Raw genomic sequence first — 20949 nt, 5'->3', positions numbered from 1 at the left:
ATTCCAGCGGCATCGGGCGGGATCAGGGCCATGGACCTCGGAAATCTCGGCATCTTCAAACTGATGTCGCGCAAGATGGACTGGCTGACCCAGCGTCAGGAAGTCATCTCGCAGAACATCGCCAACGCCGACACGCCGGAGTACAAGGGCCGCGACCTGAAGCCCTTCACCTTCCGCGACGCGCTCGGCGACAGCCGGCGGCTGACCCCGGTGGCGACCAACCCGTCCCACTTGGCCGGCACCCGCGGTCCCGGCGGTATGGCGCAGGAGCAGAAGGCGCGCGACCCGTACGAGACGGCGCCGGACGGCAACAACGTCGTTCTGGAAGAACAGATGATGCGGATGAGCCAGAATTCGATGGATTACCAGACCATCACCAACCTGTACAAAAAGCAGGTGGCGATGATCAAGTCGGCGATCCGCTCTGGCAGTTGATCGGCCGGGCAGTTGATGGGCTTGGATTTGCCGGCGGGTTTTTGAGGAGGCGGTGCGATGGATCTCTACAAGTCGATGGCGGTGTCCGCCTCGGGCATGAAGGCGCAGGGAACGCGCCTGAAGGTCATTTCGGAGAATCTGGCGAACGCCAACACCACCGCGGAAACGCCGGGCGATCTGCCCTATCGTCGCAAGACGGTCATCTTCAAGAACGAGCTGGACCGTGCGATGGACGTCGACAAGGTCCGGGTCGCCAAGGTCGATGTGGACAAGAGCGATTTCCAGCGCCGCTACGATCCCTCCCATCCGTCGGCCGACGCCGACGGTTATGTGCTGATGCCCAACGTCAACACGGTGGTGGAGGCGATGGACATGCGCGAGGCCCAGCGCAGCTACGAAGCCAACCTGTCGGCCATCGATACCGCGCGCCAGATGCTGACCCGCACCATCGACATCCTGCGCACCTGACCTATTCCCGCCGCATCGCCCCTGACCCTCCCGACCGACCGGAACCGCCGCCATGATCAATCCGCTGAACGCCGCCGCGGCCTACGCCACCACCGCCGCCAAGACGACCGGCCCCGGCATGTCCGCACGCGACGGCCTCTCCTTCGGCGACGTGCTGGAGCAGGCGGCCAAGGAAAGCATCGGCACCCTGAAGAAGAGCGAGGACATGTCGGCCCTGGCCTCCGTCGGCAAGGCCGACCTGAACGACGTCGTCCAGGCCGTGACCAACGCCGAGGTGACGTTGCAGACCGTCACCGCGGTGCGCGACAAGGTGCTGAACGCCTATCAGGAAATCCTGCGCATGCCGATGTGACGGCGTCCGTTTCGCACCCTCCGCCGTTCTGAACCAGTCGTCATGAACGAGACCGAAGTCATCGAACTCTGCCGCACGTCCATCGTCACGCTGGTGATGGTCTGCGGGCCGATTCTGGTCATCATGATGGCGGTCGGCACCGTCATCTCCATTTTCCAGGCGGTCACCCAGATCAGTGAGCAGACCCTCGCCATGGTGCCGAAGGTGCTGCTGGTCTTCGGTCTCAGCATCCTGCTGATGCCTTTCATGCTGGGGAAGCTGACCGACTTCTTCGAGCATGAGGTGGCCGACCGCATTGTCGCCATCGGCGTCGGCGCCTCCGACAATGGCGGCGCGCCCTTCACCCCCGGTACCGGCGTGACGCCGCCCCCGGCCCCGACCGCCGCCGCGGCGGGCCAATGAACGTCCTGCAGCAACTCCTGGGCGAACAGATCTTCGTCTGGTTGTTGGTCTTCATGCGGGTCGGCACCGCCTTCAGCGTGATGCCGACCATCGGCGACGCCTTCGTTCCCACCCGCATGCGCCTGCTGTTCGCGCTGGCGGTCAGCACGCTGGTGGCGCCGGCGATCCGGCCGATGCTGCCGCCGATGCCCGGTAACCTGTTTCAACTGCTGGTGCTGGCCGCCGGCGAAATGACGGTGGGGATTTTCCTCGGCACCATCGCCCGGCTGCTGATGGGCGCGCTGGAGGTGGCCGGCACCATCATCAGCCTGCAGAGCGGCCTTGCCAACGCGCAGATCTTCAACCCGGCGCTGGCGACCTCCGGCTCTCTGCCCGGGTCCCTGATGGGCTGGCTGGGGCTGCTGTTGATTTTCGTGACCGACCTGCATCATCTGCTGATCATGGCGGTGGTCGACAGCTATGCCACCTTCACGCCGGGGGCGGCGATTCCCATCGACGACATGGCGAACGTTGTCGGGCAGCTGGTGTCGAAAAGCTTCATGCTGGGGGTGCAGATGGCCGCCCCCTTCCTGATCACCGGCATGCTGTTCGCGCTGGCGCTGGGGCTGCTGAACAAGCTGGCGCCGCAGGTTCAGGTGTTCCAGCTGTTCACCTCCGTCCAGGTGCTGCTGGGCCTGTTCATGTTCGCGCTGACGCTGGGCGCGATGATGCTGTTCTGGCTGTCGCGCTTCGAATCGACCTTCGTCGAATTCCTGAAGCCGCTGTAGAGGGAGGACGCCGGTGTCGGAAGAGGCTGACGAGTCCTCCAAAACAGAAGAGCCGACAGGCAAAAAGCTCGACGAGGCTCACAAACAGGGCCAGTTCGCGATGACCCGCGAGGCTGCGAACTGGTTGATGGTCGCGGCGATGCTGGTGGTGCTGGTCTCCATCCTGCCCGGCACCATGAAAGGGCTGGTCTTCCGGCTGAATTACTATTTAGAGAATCTGGATCAGTTCACCTTCGATCGCGCCGGGGTCGGCGCTCTGCTGTTCCGGGTGATGCGCGACGTCATGTGGGCGCTGTGGCTGCCCATCCTGCTGTTCGTGGTGGCCGGCGTGATGTCGACCATCGGGCAGACCGGCTTCCACGTCTCATGGCAGCTGATCGCGCCGAAATTCGGCAAGCTGAACCCGTTGCCCGGCCTGATGAACATGTTCAAGGCCAACCAGGGCGTGGAACTGCTGAAGAGCATCGCCAAGCTGGCGGTGGTGGGCGGCGTCGCCTACATGGCACTCGTGCCGATGTTCGGCGGCATCGAGGCGTATATCGGCATCGACATCGTCACCATGCTGCTGCAGTTGGACGGGCTGGCCCATCGGCTGCTGATCTGGGTCCTGGTGGTGCTCACCTTCATCGCCGCCGGCGACTTCCTGTGGCAGAAGCAGCAGTTTGACAAGAAGATGAAGATGACCAAGCAGGAGGTGAAGGACGAGCACAAGCAGCAGGAAGGCGACCCCGTCGTCAAGGGCCGCATCCGGCAGTTGCGGTTCGAGCGCGCGCGCAAGCGCATGATGGCGGCGGTGCCGAACGCCGACGTGGTGGTCACCAACCCGACCCACTTCGCGGTCGCGCTGAAATACGACCCGACCCAGATGGGCGCGCCGATGGTGCTGGCGAAGGGTGTCGATCAGGTCGCCTTCAAGATTCGCGAGATCGCCGAATCGAACAATGTTCCGGTCATAGAAAACCCGCCCCTCGCCCGTGCGCTCTATGCCGCTTGCGATATCGACGAAGAAGTTCCGTCCGAGCACTATCGGGCGGTCGCCGAAGTCATTACCTATGTCTTCAAGCTCAAAGGGCGGGCGCTGCGCAACTGATCCGGCTCCGTAACGGTTGACGGGACCGGGTGGAGCGTCCGACCATCGCAGGTGGCGCGACGGAGATGCCCGGTCGGTGAAATCCGCTCCGGGGGCATTTCCCCGGATGACCGTGTGGGGTTTGGAGTATTGGTGGACGAGACAACTTCCCTTTCCGACACCGCACGCAATGCAGCGAACCACCGGGCATCTTCCGGCGGCATGCTGATGCTCATCCAATATGCGCTGGCGCCGGCCGGGCTGCTGGTGCTGGCCGCCGGGCTTCTGCTGGACCGCGACGAGGTCGGCTGGGCGGGCGCCGGGCTGGCGGCGGCAGGCGTGGCTCTGCTGATTGCCCGCAGCGTGTCGGTGGTGCGGCGGTCGGCGCGCATCGGCGCGCTGCTGAGCGGTGCGCTGGAAGGGATGCCGGCCGGGCAGCTGGTCTGCGACGGGGCGGACGAGGTGGTGTTCGTCAACGCGGCCTTCCGCGAATTGGCGGGCTGGCGCCGCGGCGAACGGCCCCTGGACGCCCTGGCGCGCCAGTTTTCCGGCGATCCCGACAGTGCGCGCGAGTTCCGCCGCCTGCGCGAGCGGGTGAGGGCCGGTGCCGCCGCTTCGGCCGAACTGGCGATCCCGGCGCTGGACAACCACCCGCCGGAATGGCGCAAGGTGCAGGGGCAGCCGGTCGCCGGCTTCCCCGGTTCCGTCCATTGGCGGATCGAGGACATCACCGCCCGGTGGGAGCTTGAGCATGTCATGCTGCGTGAGCAGGCCAAGCTGGCCGACTTCATGGAGCATGCGCCGGTCGGCTTCTTCTCGGTCGATCAGAACGGCCAATTCCTGTTCGTCAACGCCACGCTGGCCCAGTGGCTGGAGGCTGCGCCCGGCGACCTGACCGACGGCGAATCGCGGCTGCACGGCATCCTGGCGGTGCCCCCGGTCTCCGCGGCCCCCTACGACCTGTTCGATCACGGCGGCGGCGAACAGCGCGGCGAACTGACCATGGTGGGGCTGCGCGGCCGGCGTTTCCAGGTCGCGGTTGCGCAGAGCGTGGTGCGGGCCGACGACGGCACCATTCACACCCGGTCGGTCGTGCGCGACCTGTCGCCGGAACGGGAATGGCAGGAGGCCCTGCGCCAGTCCGAACAGCGGTTCCAGCGCTTCTTCGAAGACGCGCCGATCGGCATCGCCCTGGTCGACGAGACCGGCCAGTTGACCGAATGCAACGAGGCCTTCCTGGCACTGATCGGCAGCGAGGCGGGCAGCGTCATCAACCGCCCGATGGCCGACCTGATCGTCCCGGCGGAGCGCGAGACGGTGACCGCAAGATTGAAATCGGTGCAGGGCGGCGCCGATCCGGCCCATCCGCTGGAGGTACGGCTGTCCGGCGGGCGGGAACTGACCGCCCAGCTCTATGCCCGGCGCCTTGCCAACCCGGTGCGCACCGATGGCCGTGCGGATGGCGGCAAGGCGGATGGCAGTCGGGCCGACGGAGTGGGCCTGATTCTGCACTTCATCGACATGACCGAGCGCAAGAGCCTGGAGGCCCAGTTCGCCCAGTCGCAGAAGATGCAGGCGGTCGGCCAGTTGGCCGGCGGCGTGGCACACGACTTCAACAACCTGCTGACGGCGATGATCGGCTTCTGCGACCTGCTGCTTCTGCGGCACAAGCCGGGCGACCAGTCCTTCAGCGACATCATGCAGATCAAGCAGAACGCCAACCGCGCCGCCAACCTCGTGCGGCAGCTGCTGGCCTTCTCGCGCCAGCAGACCCTGCAGCCGCGCGTCATCAACGTGACCGACGTGCTGGCGGAGCTGGCGAACCTGCTGCGCCGGCTGATCGGCGAGAACATCGAACTGAAGATGATCCACGGCCGCGACCTGGGGCTGGTCAAGGTCGACCAGAACCAGCTGGAGCAGGTCATCATCAATCTGGTGGTCAATGCCCGCGACGCCATGGCCGGCGGCGGCAAGCTGACCATCAACACCACCAACTACGTCGTCAGCCAGCCGGAACGGCGGGAGCATGAGACGATCCCGTCCGGCAGCTATGTCTCCATCGAGGTGATCGACACCGGCTGCGGCATCGCGCGGGAGAATCTGCAGCGCATCTTCGAGCCCTTCTACACCACCAAGGAGGTCGGGTCGGGCACCGGGCTCGGCCTGTCGACGGTGTACGGCATCGTCCGGCAGACCGGCGGCTTCGTGCTGGTCGATTCGGCGGTGGGGGAGGGGACGACCTTCACCATCCTGCTGCCGCACCACCAGGGCGAACTGCGCCCGGTCGACACCGCCGAACCGCGCGAGCGGCGCGGCAGCGACCTGACCGGCACCGGCACCATCCTGCTGGTGGAGGACGAGGACGCCGTACGGGTGTTCTCCGCCCGCGCGCTGCGCAACAAGGGCTATCAGGTGCTGGAGGCGAAGAACGGCGAGGCGGCGCTGCAGCAGATCGAGACCAACGGCGCGTCCATCGACCTGCTGATCACCGACGTGGTCATGCCGCAGATGGATGGCCCGACGCTGGCCCGCCATGTCCGCAGGCTGCGCCCGGAGATGCGGGTGATCTTCATCTCCGGCTACGCCGAGGACCGCCTGGGCGAGATCGACGGCGTCGAAGTCGCCCATTTCCTGCCCAAACCCTTCTCGCTGAAGCAGCTGGCATCCAAGGTGAAGGAGGTCATCCGCGACGGACGGTGAGAGCGAAAAATCGCCTGCAAGAATGCCCCCGAAAATGTCCTGCAAAATAGGAACGCACAGGCAACATCAGCCCTTGCAAAAGAGAACGAAGAGAGTACATTCAGCCTCGTTGCAAGAGCGCCGACCGTGTGTTCTAAGAGAGGGGTACCGGGCATGTCGTCCGCACAGCTTCGTTTGGTCGAGAAGGATTCCATGGACAAGCAGAAGGCGCTCGATGCCGCCCTGAGCCAGATCGAACGCGCGTTCGGCAAGGGCTCGATCATGAAGCTTGGCGCCCGTGAGAACTTGGTCGAGACGGAGGTCATTTCCACCGGCTCCCTTGGTCTCGATATCGCGCTGGGCATCGGCGGCCTGCCGAAGGGCCGCATCATCGAAATCTACGGGCCGGAAAGCTCGGGCAAGACCACGCTGGCGCTGCACGCCATCGCCCAGGCCCAGAAGGCCGGCGGCACCTGCGCCTTCGTCGATGCGGAGCATGCGCTCGATCCGTCCTATGCCCGCAAGCTCGGCGTCAACATCGACGAACTGCTGATCTCCCAGCCGGATGCCGGTGAGCAGGCGCTGGAGATCGCCGACACGCTGGTGCGCTCCGGCGCCATCGACGTGCTGGTGGTCGACTCGGTGGCCGCGCTGGTTCCGCGCGCCGAACTGGAAGGCGAGATGGGCGACAGCCATGTCGGCCTGCACGCCCGTTTGATGAGCCAGGCTCTGCGCAAGCTGACCGGCTCGATCTCCAAGTCGAACTGCCTGGTGATCTTCATCAACCAGATCCGCCTGAAGATCGGCGTGATGTTCGGCAACCCGGAGACGACGACGGGCGGCAACGCGCTGAAGTTCTACGCCTCCGTCCGTCTTGACATCCGCCGCATCGGCTCGATCAAGGACCGCGACACCGTCGTCGGCAACCAGACCCGCGTCAAGGTGGTGAAGAACAAGATGGCTCCGCCCTTCCGCGTGGTCGAGTTCGACATCATGTACGGCGAGGGCGTGTCGAAAGTCGGCGAACTGCTCGACCTCGGCATCCAGGCGGGCGTGGTCGACAAGTCGGGCGCGTGGTTCAGCTATGACGGAACCCGCATCGGCCAGGGCCGCGAGAACGCCAAGACCTACCTGCGCAACAACCCCGAGATGGCCGATGCGATCGAGGCCAAGATCCGCGGCAACGCCGGTCTGGTCGCCGACGCGATGATGGGCACCCCGGAAGCCGACGGCGAAGCCTCCACTCCGGAGTGAGGCCAGGGTCGGTGGAATGAGAAGCCCCGCCTTCCGGAAGGAAGGCGGGGTTTTTTATTTGGGAAAGTGTCGGCTTCGAGTGCCCCCTCCCTAACCCTCCCCCTCCCTAACCCTCCCCCGCTGGGCGGGGGAAGGTTAGGGAGGGGGCATTCTTCAGCCGACATCTCTCCAAACCAGCCCTCACACATCCACCACCATATGCGGCCGGAAGGCCCCTTCCAGCGTCAGCAGCAGGTGCAGGTAGACCGCCACCTTGCGGGCGCGGTCGCTGTTGCGGGCGAGGCAATCACGCAATTGTTCGGCCAGCTGGGCGGTTTCCGCGTCAAGTTCGGGGGTGGCGGCGACGGCGGCCTGGACGATGTGTTCGGGATCGACGGGGACTGGCGCCGCCGGGTCCTTCAGCAGGGCTTCGGCCAGTGCCTCTTCGTCATGGTGGACCGGGGGGGGGCTGGGCGGAGGGGGAGGAGCGCGCCGCGACAGATGGCTGCGGAGATTGTCCTTCAGCCGGGTCCGCTGACGCTCGTCCAGCCCGTCGAACTGATCGACCTCATCGAACAGGAGATCATAGAGCCGGCGGCGCTGCGGGTTGGGCGGGTTGTGGTCACGCCGTTCCTGCTCACGGTCGTGCCGTTCCTGGCGGGGGTTGCGGCGGCTGTTGCGGTCGGTGGCGTTGCCGCTCCGCTCGACGCCCGCCGTGGTGCGGACGCTGAACTCCGGCGGGCCGATGCCGCGGCCGGAGGTGAGATTGCCGGACATGGGCCGCCTCCCGGGAAATGATCCCCTGAAAGACCAAGTCTGGCAGAGCCGGCGCTTTCGTCAATGTGAAAGCGCCGGCTTTCCAAGGGTCAATCGCCGGCCCCGGCCCCGACGGCGCCGTCGGCGGCTTCCGGCTTGCTCTTGCCGAAGCCGATGGTGGGGAAGACGTTGATCAGCGCGGTGATGAAGGCGGCCAGATAGGGCAGCGACTGCACCACCAGCAGGCCCGACCACATGAAGGCGTCGCGGTTCTCATGGCCGAAGACCATGACGATGGCCAGCGCCGCGCCCCACAGCGACACCAGCAACACCAGCTCCTCGCGCGCCATCAGGAAAGCCTGCATCAGCGCCGGCTGGTTCTCGCATTTCGGCGTGCGGACGAAGGGCCGGCCGGAGGTGAAGATGCCCAGCCACATGGCGCGGCCGACCGTGTGGGTCAGCGCCATGCCGGCCACCGCCGCCCCGACCTTGTCCCAGAACCCGCACTTCACCCGCGCTTCGTAGAGCCAGAGCGACGCGCCGACCTTGAAGGCGAAGACGCTGAGCGTCGGGATCATGAAGACATTGGGCGGGAACTCGAAGTACTTGGGGAAGGCCATCAGCCCGATCGACCAGATGATGCCGGCGATGCCGAACACCATGTGGGCGGCATCGGCGAACCAGGGCAGCCAGCCGGTGATGAAATGGTACTTCTGGCCGGTGGTCAGCTCCTTCGCACCCGGCGACAGCTGGCGCCAGTGGTGCTTCAGGATCTGCACGGCGCCATAGGCCCAGCGGAAACGCTGCGTCTTGTAGGCGGAGAAGCTGTCGGGAACCAGTCCCTTGCCGTAGCTCTCCGGCATATAGACGGCCTCATAGCCATGCTCGAACAGACGCAGGCCGAGGTCGGCGTCCTCGGTGATGCACCACTCGCCCCAGCGGCCGACCTTTTCCAGGGCCGACTTGCGGATGATGGTCATGGTCCCGTGCTGGATGATCGCGTTGCGCTCGTTCCGCTGGATCATGCCGATGTGGAAGAAGCCGGCATATTCCCAGTTGGTCATGCGCTGGAACAGGTCGTGTTCCCACTCGCGATAATCCTGCGGCGACTGGACGAAGCCGACCTCCGGCCGGCTGAAGTGCGGGATGGTGGCCTTCAGCCAGTCGGGATGAACCTGATAGTCGCTGTCGATGACGGCGATGTGCTCGGCATCGGGGGCGGTCTGCGCCAGACCGAAATTCAGCGCGCCTGCCTTGAAACCCGGCCAGTTGTCGAGGTGGAAGAAGCGGAACTTCGGTCCCAGCTTCTTGCAGTATTCCTCGATCGGACGCCAGACCGCCGGGTCTTTGGTGTTGTTGTCCAGCAGCAGGACTTCGTAATTCGGGTAGTCAAGATTGGCCAGCGCGTCCAGCGTCTGCATGACCATGTGCGGCGGCTCGTTGTAGCAGGGCACATGGATCGACACCTTCGCCGCGTTGGGCAGCGGGGCGGCGGAGCAGGGGATGAACTTGCGCTTGAACTTGTGCTGCCAGACGACCTCGGTCAGTTCCATGCCGTCGATCAGCATGACCGCGAACAGCACCAGCTGGCAGAAGATCAGCAAGCCCCAGGCGATTTCGGTGGTGAGGGCGAGGCCGGCGGCGGACGCCGCGCTGACGGTGAAGACCAGGACGGAGGCCACCGCCTGGATCAGCGCGCCGTAGAAGATCTGGCCGCCGATCTTCAGGTCGCTGCGGCGCCACAGGAAGAACACCAGCGGCAGGAAGCCCAGCGCGATGGCGGTCGCGCATTTGATCTCCCAGTTGCGAACCTCATGCACCCCGCCGATCATCGGGAACTTCGGGTTGCGCTGATAGTCCCACAGGCCCCAGCTGGTGCCGGCGGTGCCCTCGATCTCCCGCTTCCACGGCTGGTCGAAGGCCTCCATGATGAAGTAGTCGAGCTTGTTCTGCGCGGCGACGTTCAGGAAGTTACGGATGAACTTGGCCTGATTGACCTGACTGGCCTCGGCGCCGCGGCGCCACGGGCCGTCGGCCGGCCAGCCGATCTCGCCGATCAGGATGTGCTTGTTCGGATATTTCTGCTTCAACTCGTTGTAGCGGAACATGGCGTAGTCGACCGACTGGTCGACCGGAACGCCTTCCCAATAGGGCAGCAGGTGGACGGCGAGGAAATCGACGGCCTCGGCCAGTTCCGGATGCTTCAGCCAGACGTGCCACGGCTCGGCGATGGAGACCGGGACGTTGACCTTCTTCTTCACGCGCTTGATGTAGTCGATGGCCTGCGGGACGGTCAGGTCGGCGCGCAGGATCGCCTCGTTGCCGACCAGCACGCGGCGGACGTTGCTGTTGGCGCGGGCCAGCTTGATCAGGCCGGCCAGTTCGGGCTCGTCGATCTCCGGCTTGCCGGTGGTCCAGGCGCCGGCGGTGACCGGCAGCCCATGCTTGGCGGCGATGGCCGCCACCATTTCGGAGCCGTCGGTGGTCGAGTAGGTGCGGACGGCCTTTACCGCGCCCTCCAGCGCGTCCATGTCCTTTTCGATGTCTTCGGCGGACGCCTTGTCGCCCTTCGACGGGCTCTTGTCCGAGTGGAAGGGGGTATAGGCGACGCCGGTGATGGCACCTGCCCAGGACCGCTCGTCCACCGGACGGTTCCACAGCGCCCAGAAGGCGATGTTGCCGAGGATCACCAGGATCAGAACCGCAAAGGCCGATTTGCGCATGTGGGTCGTTCTCGCTCGCCGCACCAGAAAACATGGATACGGCCCGCGGACATGGCGCAAGGGGATCGTTTCCGCCCCGACCATCTCCCCGGACCGAACTGAATAATCGTCCATCGAATGCCGCTGCGCCGTATGGCCGACGCGCACGTCAATCTATACAAGCTTCGCGGTTGCCCCGCCACTGCCGCCTATAACAGGGCAGCCTCCGGATTATTCCCCGGCGGCGCCCGGCCCAGGCCATGAATGGAGTGAAGCATGTTTTCCCTTAACGAACGGCTACGGGCCGACACCCGCCCTGTAACCGATCTGGGGTTGTGCCGGGTTTTGCTGATGAACAACCGGCTGTGGCCCTGGCTGATCCTGGTGCCGATGCGGGAAGGGGCGGTGGAGATCCATCGCTTGGATGAGGGCGATCAGAAGACGCTGATGCAGGAAATCGCGCAGGCGTCCCGCGTGGTGGAGCGGCTGTTCGCGCCGGACAAGATGAATGTCGGGGCGCTGGGCAACATGGTGCCGCAACTGCACGTCCATGTGATCGGTCGGACGCGCGGCGATCCGGCATGGCCGGGTCCGGTCTGGGGTTCCGGCCATGCCGAACCGTACGAGCAGGCCGACGCCGATGCCCTGGTGGACCGGCTGGCGGAGGCGTTCCGCGCGAACCCGTGAACTTTATCGGAGCAGGAGTGTTTGTGTGGTCAACCATCTTATCGGGAGACCGCCGCCATGACCGATCAGGACCGCTCCAAAACCGTGACCTCCGACGCGCCGTCGGACGCCGCCCAGCGAATCGAGGACAAGCTGGTCGACAAGACCGGCAAAGCGTCCGGCGATCCCGACAAGCCCGTCCAGAAGAAGTGGGAGGAAATGGGCGAGCGGGAGAACATCGTCGAGCAGACCCAGCGCGAGGGCGGCGGGGCCTGAGGGGCGAACGGTTGCCCCCTCCCTAACCCTCCCCCACCTTCGGTGGGAGAGGGAATTCCGCTGCTATGCGGTTCAGTACTCTGACAGGCGTCTTGCCCCCTCTCCCGCGTTAGCGGGGGAGGGATGGGGAGGGGGCAAGCAGCGTCGACGCCCTTACCGCTTCACCGTACAGCTCAGCGCCAGCACGTCCGCCGCCTTGTCCAGATCGTCGGCGCGGACCAGCACATAGTCGGTGTTGTAGGTGGAGATCGCGAAGATCGGCAGATGGGCCTGGGCCAGCGGAACGGCGATGCGGGCCAGGATGCCGAACAGGGAGAAGTCCACCACGCCCTCCACCCGGAAGGCGCGCCAGCCGCGTTCGGCCTTCACGTCATCGGGCACCCGGTCCTCGCGGCAGAGAATCGAAAGCTCCTCTCCTGTGCGGGTGGCGCCGACCAGCGGGTCGGTCCAGTCGAGCCAGTCGGGCAGGCTGCTGCCGGGCGGAAGCTGCGCCACCGCCAGACGGTCGGGCAGGATCGTCAGGGTCAGGCCGGTCTGCTCCCGCACCAATGCCGCGGTCAGCGTTGCCTCGTCCACCTCGAAGGGCTTCAGGATGCGCCGCGCGCGGGCGGCCAGAGACGGCACGCCGGAGCGCATGGCTCGGCCCAGCATCTCCGCCGAGGTGGCGCGCAGGCCGGCGTCCTTCTCGGCCAGATCGACCACAGCCTGCAACGCGCTGGTCTGGACGATGCGGCTCGGGCTGTTCTCGAACCAGTCCGCCAGCAGGACGGCGGCGCGGTGGCGCTGCTCCTCCGTCATGGTCAGGCGCGGCACGATCTGGGCGAGGTGCCAGCGCACCTCCGCCTGTTCGATGGCGACGGCGTCGGTCAGCAGATGCTCGACATAGGGGTCGAGCCAGCCGGCATTGCCGCGCGATACCCGTTCCAGCGCGTCGGCGGCGCGCATGCGCACGCTGGCATTGCGGTCGAACAGGCAGCCGACCAGTTCCGCCAGCTTGCCGCGGTTGGCCGACACCTCGTCGGCGACGGAAGGGGCGTCGCCCACCGTCCGCCGGTCGCCGATCGCCAGCCGGCGGGCGAGCGAGGCATTCCTGATCAGTTCATCCATCTCAGCGCCGCCCGGTCGGACGGCCGAACCGCGACGGCGTGCCGAAGCGCGAGGCGATCTTGGCCCCGGTCGGCTTCGGCGGCGGAGGGGGAGGGGGCGGCGGTGGGGTTTCACCGCGCGGCACGCCGCCGCCGGACGCCATCTCCGCCAGATCCTTGACCAGCTTCTGCACACTGCGCACGCGGGCCTGCGGATCGGGCCATTCGCGGACATAAACCAGCTTGTGGTCGGGCCGCAGCTTCATCAGCGTCAGGTGCTGGGCGATGTAGGTCAGCAGCTTGGCCGGTTCGGCATAGAAATTGTCGTGGAAGGCCAGCACCAAGCCCTTCGGCCCGGCATCGACCCGGTCGATGTTGGCCTGTTTGCACATGCGCTTGATGGTGACGACGTCCAGCAGGTTCTCGACCTCCTCCGGCAGCTTGCCGAAGCGGTCGATCAGTTCGGCGGCGAAGCCGTCCACCTCCGCCCGGTCGACCAGATCGGCGATGCGGCGGTAGAGCGACAGGCGCACGGTCAGGTCGGGGACGTAGCTTTCCGGGATCAGCACCGGCGTGCCCAGGTTGATCTGCGGCACCCACTCCTGCGCCGCCGCCGCCGCGACGGCGCCCTCCTGCATCGCGGCGCGGGCGTTGGCGACCGCCTCTTCCAGCATCTGCTGGTAAAGCTCGACGCCGACCTCGCGCACCTGACCCGACTGCTCCTCGCCCAGCAGGTTGCCGGCGCCGCGGATGTCCATGTCGTGGCTGGCGAGCTGGAAGCCGGCGCCCAGGCTGTCCAGCGTCTCGATGACGTGCAGGCGCTGCTGTGCGGTGGCGTTCAGCGGCTTGTTCGGCGCGTAGGTCAGATAGGCATAGCCGCGCTTCTTCGACCGGCCGACGCGGCCGCGGATCTGATAGAGCTGGGCCAGTCCGAACAGGTCGGCGCGGTGGACGATCAGCGTGTTGGCGTTGGGGATGTCCAGGCCGCTTTCGATGATGTTGGTGGCGAGCAGGACCTCGAACTTGCCTTCGTCGAAGGCGGTCATCACGTCTTCCAGCTCACTGGCCGGCATCTGGCCGTGGGCGGTGACGATCTTCACCTCCGGCACCAGATCGCGCACCCGCTCGGCCACCTTCGCCAGATCCTCGATGCGCGGGCAGACATAGAAGCTCTGGCCGCCACGGTAATGCTCGCGCAGGATGGCCTCGCGGATCACCACGGGGTCGTAGGGCAGGACGAAGGTTCGCACCGCCAGACGGTCCACCGGCGGGGTGGCGATCAGCGACAGCTCGCGCACGCCGGACAGCGCCATCTGCAAGGTGCGCGGAATCGGCGTGGCGGTCAGGGTCAGCACATGGATGTCGGCGCGCAGTTCCTTCAGCCGCTCCTTCTGCTTCACGCCGAAATGCTGCTCCTCGTCGACGATGACCATGCCGAGCCGCTTGAAGTCGAGACCCTTGGCGAGCAGGGCATGGGTGCCGACGACGATGTCGGCCGTGCCCTCCGCCAGTTCCTTCTTCACCAGCGTCTGTTCGCGGGCGGTGACCATGCGCGACAGCTGGACCACGCGCACCGGCAGCCCGGCGAAGCGGGTCGAGAATGTCTTGAAATGCTGGCGCGCCAGCAGGGTGGTCGGCACGACGACGGCGACCTGCTTGCCGCTCATCGCCACCATGAAGGCGGCGCGAAGAGCGACCTCGGTCTTGCCGAAGCCGACGTCGCCGCAGACCAGACGGTCCATCGGCCGGCCGCTGCCGAGGTCGGTAAAGATGTCCTCGATCGCCTTCAACTGGTCGTCGGTCTCGGGATAGGGGAAGCGGGCCGCGAATTCCTGATAGACGCCTTCCGGGGTCAGCACCGGATCGGCCTTCTTCAGCATGCGCTCCGCCGCGATCTTCAGCAGGGCTTCCGCCATGTCCTTCAGGCGCTTCTTGACCCGCGCCTTGCGGCCTTGCCAGCCGGCGCCGCCCAGCTTGTCGAGCTGGACATTGGCGTCCTCCGAGCCGTAGCGCGACAGCACCTCGATGTTCTCGACCGGGACGTACAGCTTGTCGCCGCCCTCATAGACGATGCGTAGGCAGTCGTGCGGGGCGCCGGTGACATCCAGAGTCTCCAGCCCATCGTAGCGGCCGATGCCGTGGTCCATATGGACGACGATGTCGCCCTCATGCAGGGCCGAATGCTCGGCGATGAAGTTGGCGGCCTTGCGCTTCTTCTTGGCCGGGCGGACCAGACGGTCGCCCAGGATGTCCTGTTCGGTGATGACGGCGAGGTCGGGGGAGGTGAAGCCATGCTCCATCCCCAGCACGATGGTGCCGATGATGCCGCGGTCGAAACGGCGAACGTCCTCCATGCTCTCCGCCGGCTCCAGGCCGAGGATGCCGTGGTCGGCCAGCACATTGGACAGGCGGTCACGCGAACCCGCCGAATAGCCGGCGATCAGCACGCGGCGCCCGTCTGCGCGCAGGGCGCGGATATGGTCCTTCACCGCGTCGAAGACGTTCACGTCGGGGCGGTTGCGCTCCTCCGCGAAGTCGTGGCCGCGCTTGCCCCCGGCATCCACCGTGCCCTTGATGCCGGGGGGCGTCGAGAAGATCTGCAACTGCGCCACCGCGCGCTCCGCCATCAGCGCGTCCCAGACGGTGGCGTCGAGGAACATCGAGGCGACCGGCACCGGCTTGTAGACCGGCGAGCCCGCCCGCTTCTCGATGGTCATCATCGAATCGCGGGAGGCGTGGAAATCGACCACCTGGGCGATGCGGGCGTCGCGCGCCTCGGTGGCCTGATGGTCCAGGCTGACGATGCCGCGCGGCAGGTAATCCAGCACCGTGTCCATGCTCTCATGGAACAGCGGCAGCCAATGCTCCATCCCGCCATAGCTGCGGCCGGCGGAGATCGCCTCATACAGCGGATCGTCGTCGGTCACCGCGCCGAACAACTCGCGGTAGCCGGAGCGGAAGCGGGCGATCCCGGCCTCGTCCAGGAAGACCTCCGACATAGGCTTCAGCTCGACACGGTCGCGCTTGTCGGTGGTGCGCTGGGTCATCGGGTCGAAGGCGCGCACCCCCTCCAGCTCGTCGCCGAACAGGTCGAGGCGAAGGGGTTCCTCCGTGCCCGGCGGGAACAGGTCGACGATGCCGCCGCGCACCGCGAACTCGCCCGGCTCCCGCACCGTCTGGGCGCGGGTGTAGCCGTTGCCGGCGAGGTAGCGCTGCAGCTTTTCCAGGTCGATCCGGTCGCGCAGCTTGGCCGAGAACACCGCGTTCTTGAAGGCGCTGCGCGGCGGCACCTTCTGCACCACGGCGTTGACGGTGGTCAGCACGATCAGCGGCGCCAGCCCGTCCCGGTTCGACGCCGCCTCTCGCCTTGCGATCAGCCGGGTCAGCGTGTCGATGCGCCGGGCGACGATGCCGCCGTTCGGCGACACCCGGTCATAGGGCAGGCAGTCCCAGGCCGGGAAGGTCAGCACCTCCAGCTTCGGCGCGAAGAAGGCCAGCGCCTCCGCCAGCAGGGCGCAGCGCGTGTCGTCCAGCGCCACATGCAGCAGGCCATAGGCCCCGGCCTTCTGTGCAAGCTCCGCCAGGATGCGGGCGTCATGACCCTCGGGCGCGCCGCCGATCAGGAGACGGCCGGCGCGGCCGGGCTGGAGATCGTAACTGACCAAAGGAGGATGCCTCGGAGAAGGGGAGTGCCTGTTGGTGGAGCCTTGACCGGCTCCGTCAGGAGCCTTGACGTGGTGTGTAACGGAATGCCGTCAACAGGCGCATCACGTCATTGTCATGCTCTGCCGGCACCGGCTCCCGCCCCGACATCCAATCGTAGAGGTCGGGATCGCCAAGCTCCAGCAGAGCCTCGAAGCGGTCGAGCATGGCGTGGTCGAAGTCGCCGACATGGGCGTCGGCGAAGCTGCCCATCAGCAGGTCCATCTCGCGCGTGCCGCGGTGCCAGGAGCGGAAGCGCAGGCGCTTGCGCCGGTTCTCAACAGATTCGGCCTTCTCGGGAGCCGGTGCCTTGGAAGCCGTGTGGGGGCCGTTTTCGGTCATTGCTGTCCAACGTCGAAAGCCCCCAGCGCCACCAGCGGCGAAGGGGGGAACCATTCAGGAACCCCATCCTGCACGGGCCGGCGCGGCGATGCAACCTCGGCCACCTGTCTTGACCCCGTGTGGCGGATGTCCTATCTGCCGGGGACCCGCGGGGACGACCCCGCCGAATGAAAGAGGGTAACCGGGTGGGGACGACCCCGCCATTCCAGGACGGAGTCGCCGTCATGGCGTGGGTCACGCTGTTCTTCGCCGGTCTTTTCGAAATCGCCTGGGCCGTCGGCCTGAAATACACCGAGGGCTTCACCCGTCCGCTGCCGAGCGTTCTGACCGCCGCGGCGATGCTGGCGAGCATCCTGCTGCTGGGCGTCGCGCTGAAAAGCCTGCCGCTTGGGACCGCCTATGCGGTGTGGACGGGAATCGGCACCGTCGGCACCGCGGTGCTGGGCATGATGCTGTTCGGCGAGCCCGCCGGGGCGCTGCGGCTGCTGTGCATCGCGGCGATCATTGGCGGGATCGTGGGGCTGAAGGTTCTGCATGGGTGAGTGGTCGCCGGTGCCCCCTCCCTAACCCTCCCCCGCTCACGCGGGAGAGGGAACTCCGTCGCTCCGCGTTTAAACTACTTTAACAAGCCCCCTCCCCTTACAGCGCCTCCGTCCGGCAGGTCAGCCCCAGCGTCTCCGCGGTGTTCGCCACCGCCGACAGGCAGACCTCCGCCCGTTCCGCCGGTATCGACACCGAGAAGCGAAGGACGTAGCGCTCGCCGGCGCGGTCGGGCAGGGTCTGCGCATCCAGCCGCACAATGTTGGCGTCGAACTGAGTGAAGATCTCAGACAGGCGCGCCACGAGACCGGGCTGGTCGCCGCCCGACACCTCGACGCGGTGGGTGATCAGCGCCTGTGGACCGGGCTGCGGGTCGAAGGCGAAGGGGCTGACCTTCACTTCGGCACCGGCCAGGACCGGCAGGGACGACAGGCTGGCTTGCAGGTCGGCCACCGTCAAACCATCGGGCAGTTCGCAGACGGCCGAGAACTCGGCGCCGGTTCCCAGCGAGGCGAAGGTCGCGTCCCGCAGGTTGATGCCCTGTTCGAACAAATGGCTGGTGATGCCGGAGACCAGACCGACCCGGTCGGGGCAGAAGGTGGAAACCAGGGCCAGCCCAGCAGTCGATTCCGTCGCCATCGCACGTCTCCCTTGATCGGCTTTCTTTGCGGACACGGCGTTTGCCATACCGCGCGGTTGAGCGATCATCGAAGCCGTGTGCCGTGAACGCCAGCGGAAAGTGAGGATCAGCCGCCGAACAGCCGGCGGGTGGCGGCGCTGATGGCGTGAAGCTCCGCAGCCAGTGACGAATCGACATCGTCGACGTAATGGGAGGCGAGCAGGCCGAAATTCAGGTCGTCGGCGCGGTCCAGCCGCTTGGCTCCGTCGCGCGCCGCACCGTCGACATAGTCGAGCTGGCGCTGGATGCTGGTGAGCCAGCTGTTCTCCGGCTCCCGCTGTGCCAGCGCAGCAACCCCGGCCTGGGCCTGCGCGATATGGCGGCGCAACTCGTCGGTGGTGGCGATGTCCGGCATGGGGGCTCCGTTGCGAAAAGCGGCGGCCAGTCTGGACCACCGCCGCCATCGGGAAAACAGCGATGGCGGCGGTTGGTCACGACTTTACTGGACCAGCCCGCCGCTGGTGACGCCGGCCTTGACGGTGTTCGGCACCACGACCTGGGCGCAGCCGCCCTTGGTCTGCACGCTGGTGCCGGGGGTGGTCCAGCTGTCGACGATGGGGGCGGCGACCGACTTCAGGCCCTGGCCGGCGGGCAGCACCGCCTTGTATTCGGCCCGGCCCGCGCCGGAGATGCCGAGGCAGTCCGGCGTCGCTGTCACCACCGGCGAGAAGAAGTTGCCGAATCGGATGCTGTCATAGCCGGTGCGCACATACTGGTACCAGGTGGTGCCGGTCGTAACGTCGATCACCTCCAGCGGCTTGGAGAAATCGATGCCCTTGGAATCGTCGGCATAGCGGGCGGAGGTGAGATCGGTCGAGGCATAGAAATAGCTCGCCACCACCACGCGCGCATTCAAATGGTCGGCGCTCGACCCGGCGGTCTTGGCGGCGATGACCTGCTCGGCGGTGGGGGCGGTCTGAGCGTATCCGGGCAGCGCCGTGATCAGCGCCAATCCAAATACGAGTGTGGCGGCCTTGAAGATATGCGAAATCGAATGCATTGGTAATAGCCTCTTCCGAAAGGTTGAAAATCTTCCGAGAGACGATACCAATGCAATCGGGTGCTCCAAGCCCGAAATGCGAAGAGGGGCCGGATCGCGCACACGATCCGGCCCCTCTTCAAGGCACGGGAGTGGAGATGCTTCTTAGCGTCAGGCGGCGGTGCCGCCGACGGTCAGGCCTTCCAGCTTCAGCGTCGGCTGGCCGACGCCGACCGGCACGCCCTGGCCGTCCTTGCCGCAGGTGCCGACGCCGGGGTCGAGGCGGCTGTCGTTGCCGATCATCGACACGCGGGTCAGGCTGTCCGGACCGTTGCCGATCAGCGTGGCGCCCTTCACGGCGGGACCCAGCTTGCCGTCCTCGATCAGGTAGGCCTCGCTGGCGGAGAAGACGAACTTGCCGTTGGTGATGTCGACCTGACCGCCGCCGAAGTTCTTGGCATAGATGCCCTTCTTGACGGAGGCGATGATCTCGTCCGGCGTGTGGTTGCCGTTGCGCATCACCGTGTTGGTCATGCGCGGCATCGGGTTGTAGGCGAAGCTCTGGCGCCGGCCGTTGCCGGTCGGGCGCATGCCCATCAGGCGGGCGTTCATACGGTCCTGCATGAAGCCGACCAGGATGCCGTCCTCGATCAGCGTGGTGCACTGGCCGGGGGTGCCCTCGTCGTCGACGCTGATGGAGCCGCGCGAGTTCTCGATGGTGCCGTCATCGACGATGGTGACGCCGGGCGCGGCGATGCGCTGGCCCATCAGGCCGGCGAAGGCGGAGGTCTTCTTGCGGTTGAAGTCGCCCTCCAGCCCGTGGCCGATGGCCTCGTGCAGCAGGATGCCGGGCCAGCCGCTGCCGAGCACCACCGTCATCTCGCCGGCCGGGGCGGGGACGGAGGACAGGTTGACCAGCGCCTGCCGCAGCGCCTCGTCGACGAAGCCGCGCCAGGTCTCCGGCTGGATGTAGTGTTCGTAGGTGACGCGGCCGCCGCCGCCATAACCGCCGGTCTCCATCCGGTCGCCCTCGGCCACCACGACGGAGACGTTCAGGCGGACCAGCGGGCGCAGGTCGGCGACGCGCACGCCGTCGGCGCGCATGATCTGCACCGCCTGCCATTCGCCGCTGATCGAGCAGCTGACCTGCCGCACCCGCTCGTCCTTGGCGCGGGCATAGGCGTCGATGTCGGCCAGCAGCTTCACCTTCTCCTCGAAGGGAACGAGGTGCAGGGGATTGTCGGGGATGTAGAGCGCGCGGTTGGTGCCGGCCGGCGGTTCCGCCAGCGTGCCGGTGTGGCCGGCCTGCACGGCGCGCACGGTGGATGCTGCGCGGCGGATGGCCTCTTCCGACAGGTTGCTGGCATGGGCGTAGCCGGTCGCCTCGCCGGCGATGGCGCGCAGGCCGAATCCCTGGGTGGTGTCGAAGCTGGCGGACTTCAGCTTCCCATCGTCCCAGCCCAGCGATTCGCTCTGGGCATATTCGAGATAAAGCTCCCCATCGTCGGCACTGTGCAGGGCGTCCTGCACGACGCCTTCCACGCGGGCGCGGTCCATGCCGGCGCGGTTGAAGAAGAGATCGTCGGTGACGGCAAGCGCGCTCATGAAAACTCCGAACCTGTGATGGGGCGGAACCCGGTCTGCCCGGCCTGACGGCGTGTGCAGGCCTTGTTCCATGGTAGGACACAATGTCATGGCGGGCGATGTCGCGCCGCGCCCTACGATGTGTTCTAACGGTCTGACTATAGTGTGGCGACGCTGGCGCGATCCGGCAAGTTCGCCGATGCCGGATTGTGTAACCTCTAGGGTGCGGTGCT

20 protein-coding genes are annotated in these 20949 nt (G+C 66.4%); 11 read left to right on the top strand and 9 right to left on the bottom strand.

Annotation, left to right across the window (positions count from 1 at the left end):
• Nucleotides 1–30: 30 nt before the first annotated feature.
• The 8 genes from flgB to recA all read left to right on the top strand — a co-directional run bounded on the left by flgB (nt 31) and on the right by recA (nt 7426).
• The gene (gene flgB, locus PWS46_RS07395) at nt 31–435 is read left to right on the top strand and encodes a flagellar basal body rod protein FlgB (RefSeq protein WP_434613161.1); all 405 of its coding nucleotides are present in this window, start codon (nt 31–33) and stop codon (nt 433–435) included.
• A gap of 57 nt (nt 436–492) precedes the next feature.
• The gene (gene flgC, locus PWS46_RS07390; protein ID WP_434613158.1) at nt 493–903 is read left to right on the top strand and encodes a flagellar basal body rod protein FlgC; all 411 of its coding nucleotides are present in this window, start codon (nt 493–495) and stop codon (nt 901–903) included.
• A gap of 52 nt (nt 904–955) precedes the next feature.
• The gene (gene fliE / locus PWS46_RS07385) at nt 956–1255 is read left to right on the top strand and encodes a flagellar hook-basal body complex protein FliE (RefSeq protein ID WP_434613155.1); all 300 of its coding nucleotides are present in this window, start codon (nt 956–958) and stop codon (nt 1253–1255) included.
• A 42-nt stretch (nt 1256–1297) separates the two neighbouring features.
• Complete coding sequence (locus PWS46_RS07380) at nt 1298–1657, top strand: flagellar biosynthetic protein FliQ (protein ID WP_085089590.1); 360 nt, start codon at nt 1298–1300, stop codon at nt 1655–1657.
• The gene (gene fliR / locus PWS46_RS07375) at nt 1654–2424 is read left to right on the top strand and encodes a flagellar biosynthetic protein FliR (RefSeq protein WP_434613151.1); all 771 of its coding nucleotides are present in this window, start codon (nt 1654–1656) and stop codon (nt 2422–2424) included. The genes PWS46_RS07380 and fliR overlap by 4 nt, the downstream gene beginning before the upstream one ends.
• Before the next feature lie 13 nt (nt 2425–2437).
• A complete protein-coding gene (gene flhB / locus PWS46_RS07370; protein WP_434613148.1) occupies nt 2438–3514 on the top strand; it encodes a flagellar biosynthesis protein FlhB in 1077 nt (358 codons plus the stop codon).
• A 132-nt stretch (nt 3515–3646) separates the two neighbouring features.
• Nucleotides 3647–6193, top strand: a complete 2547-nt coding sequence (locus PWS46_RS07365) for an ATP-binding protein (RefSeq protein WP_434613145.1) — start codon at nt 3647–3649, stop codon at nt 6191–6193.
• Nucleotides 6194–6346: 153 nt separating this feature from the next.
• On the top strand, nt 6347–7426 hold the full coding sequence (gene recA / locus PWS46_RS07360) for a recombinase RecA (protein ID WP_085089587.1): 1080 nt from the start codon (nt 6347–6349) through the stop codon (nt 7424–7426).
• Between the two features lie 180 nt (nt 7427–7606).
• On the opposite strand, the gene PWS46_RS07355 is transcribed toward recA, so the two are convergent.
• The gene (locus tag PWS46_RS07355) at nt 7607–8182 is read right to left on the bottom strand and encodes a hypothetical protein (RefSeq protein ID WP_434613141.1); all 576 of its coding nucleotides are present in this window, start codon (nt 8180–8182) and stop codon (nt 7607–7609) included.
• Between the two features lie 89 nt (nt 8183–8271).
• Nucleotides 8272–10884 (bottom strand): glycosyltransferase family 2 protein, encoded by a 2613-nt coding sequence (locus tag PWS46_RS07350; RefSeq protein WP_434613138.1) that lies wholly within the window; start codon nt 10882–10884, stop codon nt 8272–8274.
• A 255-nt stretch (nt 10885–11139) separates the two neighbouring features.
• Between PWS46_RS07350 and PWS46_RS07345 the strand changes: the two genes are divergently transcribed.
• Nucleotides 11140–11550 (top strand): HIT domain-containing protein, encoded by a 411-nt coding sequence (locus tag PWS46_RS07345; protein WP_434613135.1) that lies wholly within the window; start codon nt 11140–11142, stop codon nt 11548–11550.
• Nucleotides 11551–11607: 57 nt separating this feature from the next.
• Nucleotides 11608–11805, top strand: a complete 198-nt coding sequence (locus PWS46_RS07340) for a hypothetical protein (RefSeq protein WP_434613132.1) — start codon at nt 11608–11610, stop codon at nt 11803–11805.
• A 153-nt stretch (nt 11806–11958) separates the two neighbouring features.
• Here the strand turns inward: PWS46_RS07340 and PWS46_RS07335 are convergent, their stop codons facing one another.
• The 3 genes from PWS46_RS07335 to PWS46_RS07325 are packed head-to-tail and all read right to left on the bottom strand — an operon-like array spanning nt 11959 to nt 16934.
• A complete protein-coding gene (locus PWS46_RS07335) occupies nt 11959–12912 on the bottom strand; it encodes an ACT domain-containing protein (RefSeq protein WP_434613130.1) in 954 nt (317 codons plus the stop codon).
• Nucleotide 12913: 1 nt separating this feature from the next.
• Nucleotides 12914–16555, bottom strand: coding sequence for a transcription-repair coupling factor (gene mfd, locus PWS46_RS07330; RefSeq protein ID WP_434613127.1), 3642 nt, complete (start codon nt 16553–16555; stop codon nt 12914–12916).
• A 55-nt stretch (nt 16556–16610) separates the two neighbouring features.
• A complete protein-coding gene (locus tag PWS46_RS07325; RefSeq protein WP_434613125.1) occupies nt 16611–16934 on the bottom strand; it encodes a succinate dehydrogenase assembly factor 2 in 324 nt (107 codons plus the stop codon).
• Between the two features lie 224 nt (nt 16935–17158).
• Between PWS46_RS07325 and sugE the strand changes: the two genes are divergently transcribed.
• Nucleotides 17159–17476, top strand: a complete 318-nt coding sequence (sugE, locus tag PWS46_RS07320) for a quaternary ammonium compound efflux SMR transporter SugE (protein WP_434613122.1) — start codon at nt 17159–17161, stop codon at nt 17474–17476.
• A 97-nt stretch (nt 17477–17573) separates the two neighbouring features.
• Here the strand turns inward: sugE and PWS46_RS07315 are convergent, their stop codons facing one another.
• The 4 genes from PWS46_RS07315 to tldD all read right to left on the bottom strand — a co-directional run bounded on the left by PWS46_RS07315 (nt 17574) and on the right by tldD (nt 20737).
• Entirely contained in the window at nt 17574–18113 is a 540-nt protein-coding gene (locus tag PWS46_RS07315) for a glycine cleavage system protein R (protein WP_434613119.1), read from the bottom strand.
• Nucleotides 18114–18220: 107 nt separating this feature from the next.
• Nucleotides 18221–18508 (bottom strand): immunity protein Tsi6 family protein, encoded by a 288-nt coding sequence (locus PWS46_RS07310; RefSeq protein WP_434613116.1) that lies wholly within the window; start codon nt 18506–18508, stop codon nt 18221–18223.
• 84 nt (nt 18509–18592) lie between these two features.
• Nucleotides 18593–19153, bottom strand: coding sequence for a polymorphic toxin type 46 domain-containing protein (locus PWS46_RS07305; RefSeq protein ID WP_434613113.1), 561 nt, complete (start codon nt 19151–19153; stop codon nt 18593–18595).
• Between the two features lie 150 nt (nt 19154–19303).
• Nucleotides 19304–20737 (bottom strand): metalloprotease TldD, encoded by a 1434-nt coding sequence (gene tldD, locus PWS46_RS07300; protein ID WP_434613110.1) that lies wholly within the window; start codon nt 20735–20737, stop codon nt 19304–19306.
• Nucleotides 20738–20949: the final 212 nt, after the last annotated feature.

This window comes from Azospirillum sp. B2RO_4, from assembly GCF_051124815.1.
Taxonomy (GTDB): Bacteria; Pseudomonadota; Alphaproteobacteria; order Azospirillales; family Azospirillaceae; genus Azospirillum.
Note: the sequence above shows the minus strand (reverse complement) of the source record. Positions and strands in the feature narration are given on the sequence as shown.

Coding starts and splice junctions, on each gene's coding strand:
- flgB (WP_434613161.1), top strand. CDS start 31: ATGGACCTCGGAAATCTCGGCATCTTCAAACTGATGTCGCGCAAGATG.
- flgC (WP_434613158.1), top strand. CDS start 493: ATGGATCTCTACAAGTCGATGGCGGTGTCCGCCTCGGGCATGAAGGCG.
- fliE (WP_434613155.1), top strand. CDS start 956: ATGATCAATCCGCTGAACGCCGCCGCGGCCTACGCCACCACCGCCGCC.
- PWS46_RS07380 (WP_085089590.1), top strand. CDS start 1,298: ATGAACGAGACCGAAGTCATCGAACTCTGCCGCACGTCCATCGTCACG.
- fliR (WP_434613151.1), top strand. CDS start 1,654: ATGAACGTCCTGCAGCAACTCCTGGGCGAACAGATCTTCGTCTGGTTG.
- recA (WP_085089587.1), top strand. CDS start 6,347: ATGTCGTCCGCACAGCTTCGTTTGGTCGAGAAGGATTCCATGGACAAG.
- PWS46_RS07355 (WP_434613141.1), bottom strand. CDS start 8,182: ATGTCCGGCAATCTCACCTCCGGCCGCGGCATCGGCCCGCCGGAGTTC.
- PWS46_RS07350 (WP_434613138.1), bottom strand. CDS start 10,884: ATGCGCAAATCGGCCTTTGCGGTTCTGATCCTGGTGATCCTCGGCAAC.
- PWS46_RS07345 (WP_434613135.1), top strand. CDS start 11,140: ATGTTTTCCCTTAACGAACGGCTACGGGCCGACACCCGCCCTGTAACC.
- PWS46_RS07340 (WP_434613132.1), top strand. CDS start 11,608: ATGACCGATCAGGACCGCTCCAAAACCGTGACCTCCGACGCGCCGTCG.
- PWS46_RS07335 (WP_434613130.1), bottom strand. CDS start 12,912: ATGGATGAACTGATCAGGAATGCCTCGCTCGCCCGCCGGCTGGCGATC.
- PWS46_RS07325 (WP_434613125.1), bottom strand. CDS start 16,934: ATGACCGAAAACGGCCCCCACACGGCTTCCAAGGCACCGGCTCCCGAG.
- sugE (WP_434613122.1), top strand. CDS start 17,159: ATGGCGTGGGTCACGCTGTTCTTCGCCGGTCTTTTCGAAATCGCCTGG.
- PWS46_RS07315 (WP_434613119.1), bottom strand. CDS start 18,113: ATGGCGACGGAATCGACTGCTGGGCTGGCCCTGGTTTCCACCTTCTGC.
- PWS46_RS07310 (WP_434613116.1), bottom strand. CDS start 18,508: ATGCCGGACATCGCCACCACCGACGAGTTGCGCCGCCATATCGCGCAG.
- PWS46_RS07305 (WP_434613113.1), bottom strand. CDS start 19,153: ATGCATTCGATTTCGCATATCTTCAAGGCCGCCACACTCGTATTTGGA.
- tldD (WP_434613110.1), bottom strand. CDS start 20,737: ATGAGCGCGCTTGCCGTCACCGACGATCTCTTCTTCAACCGCGCCGGC.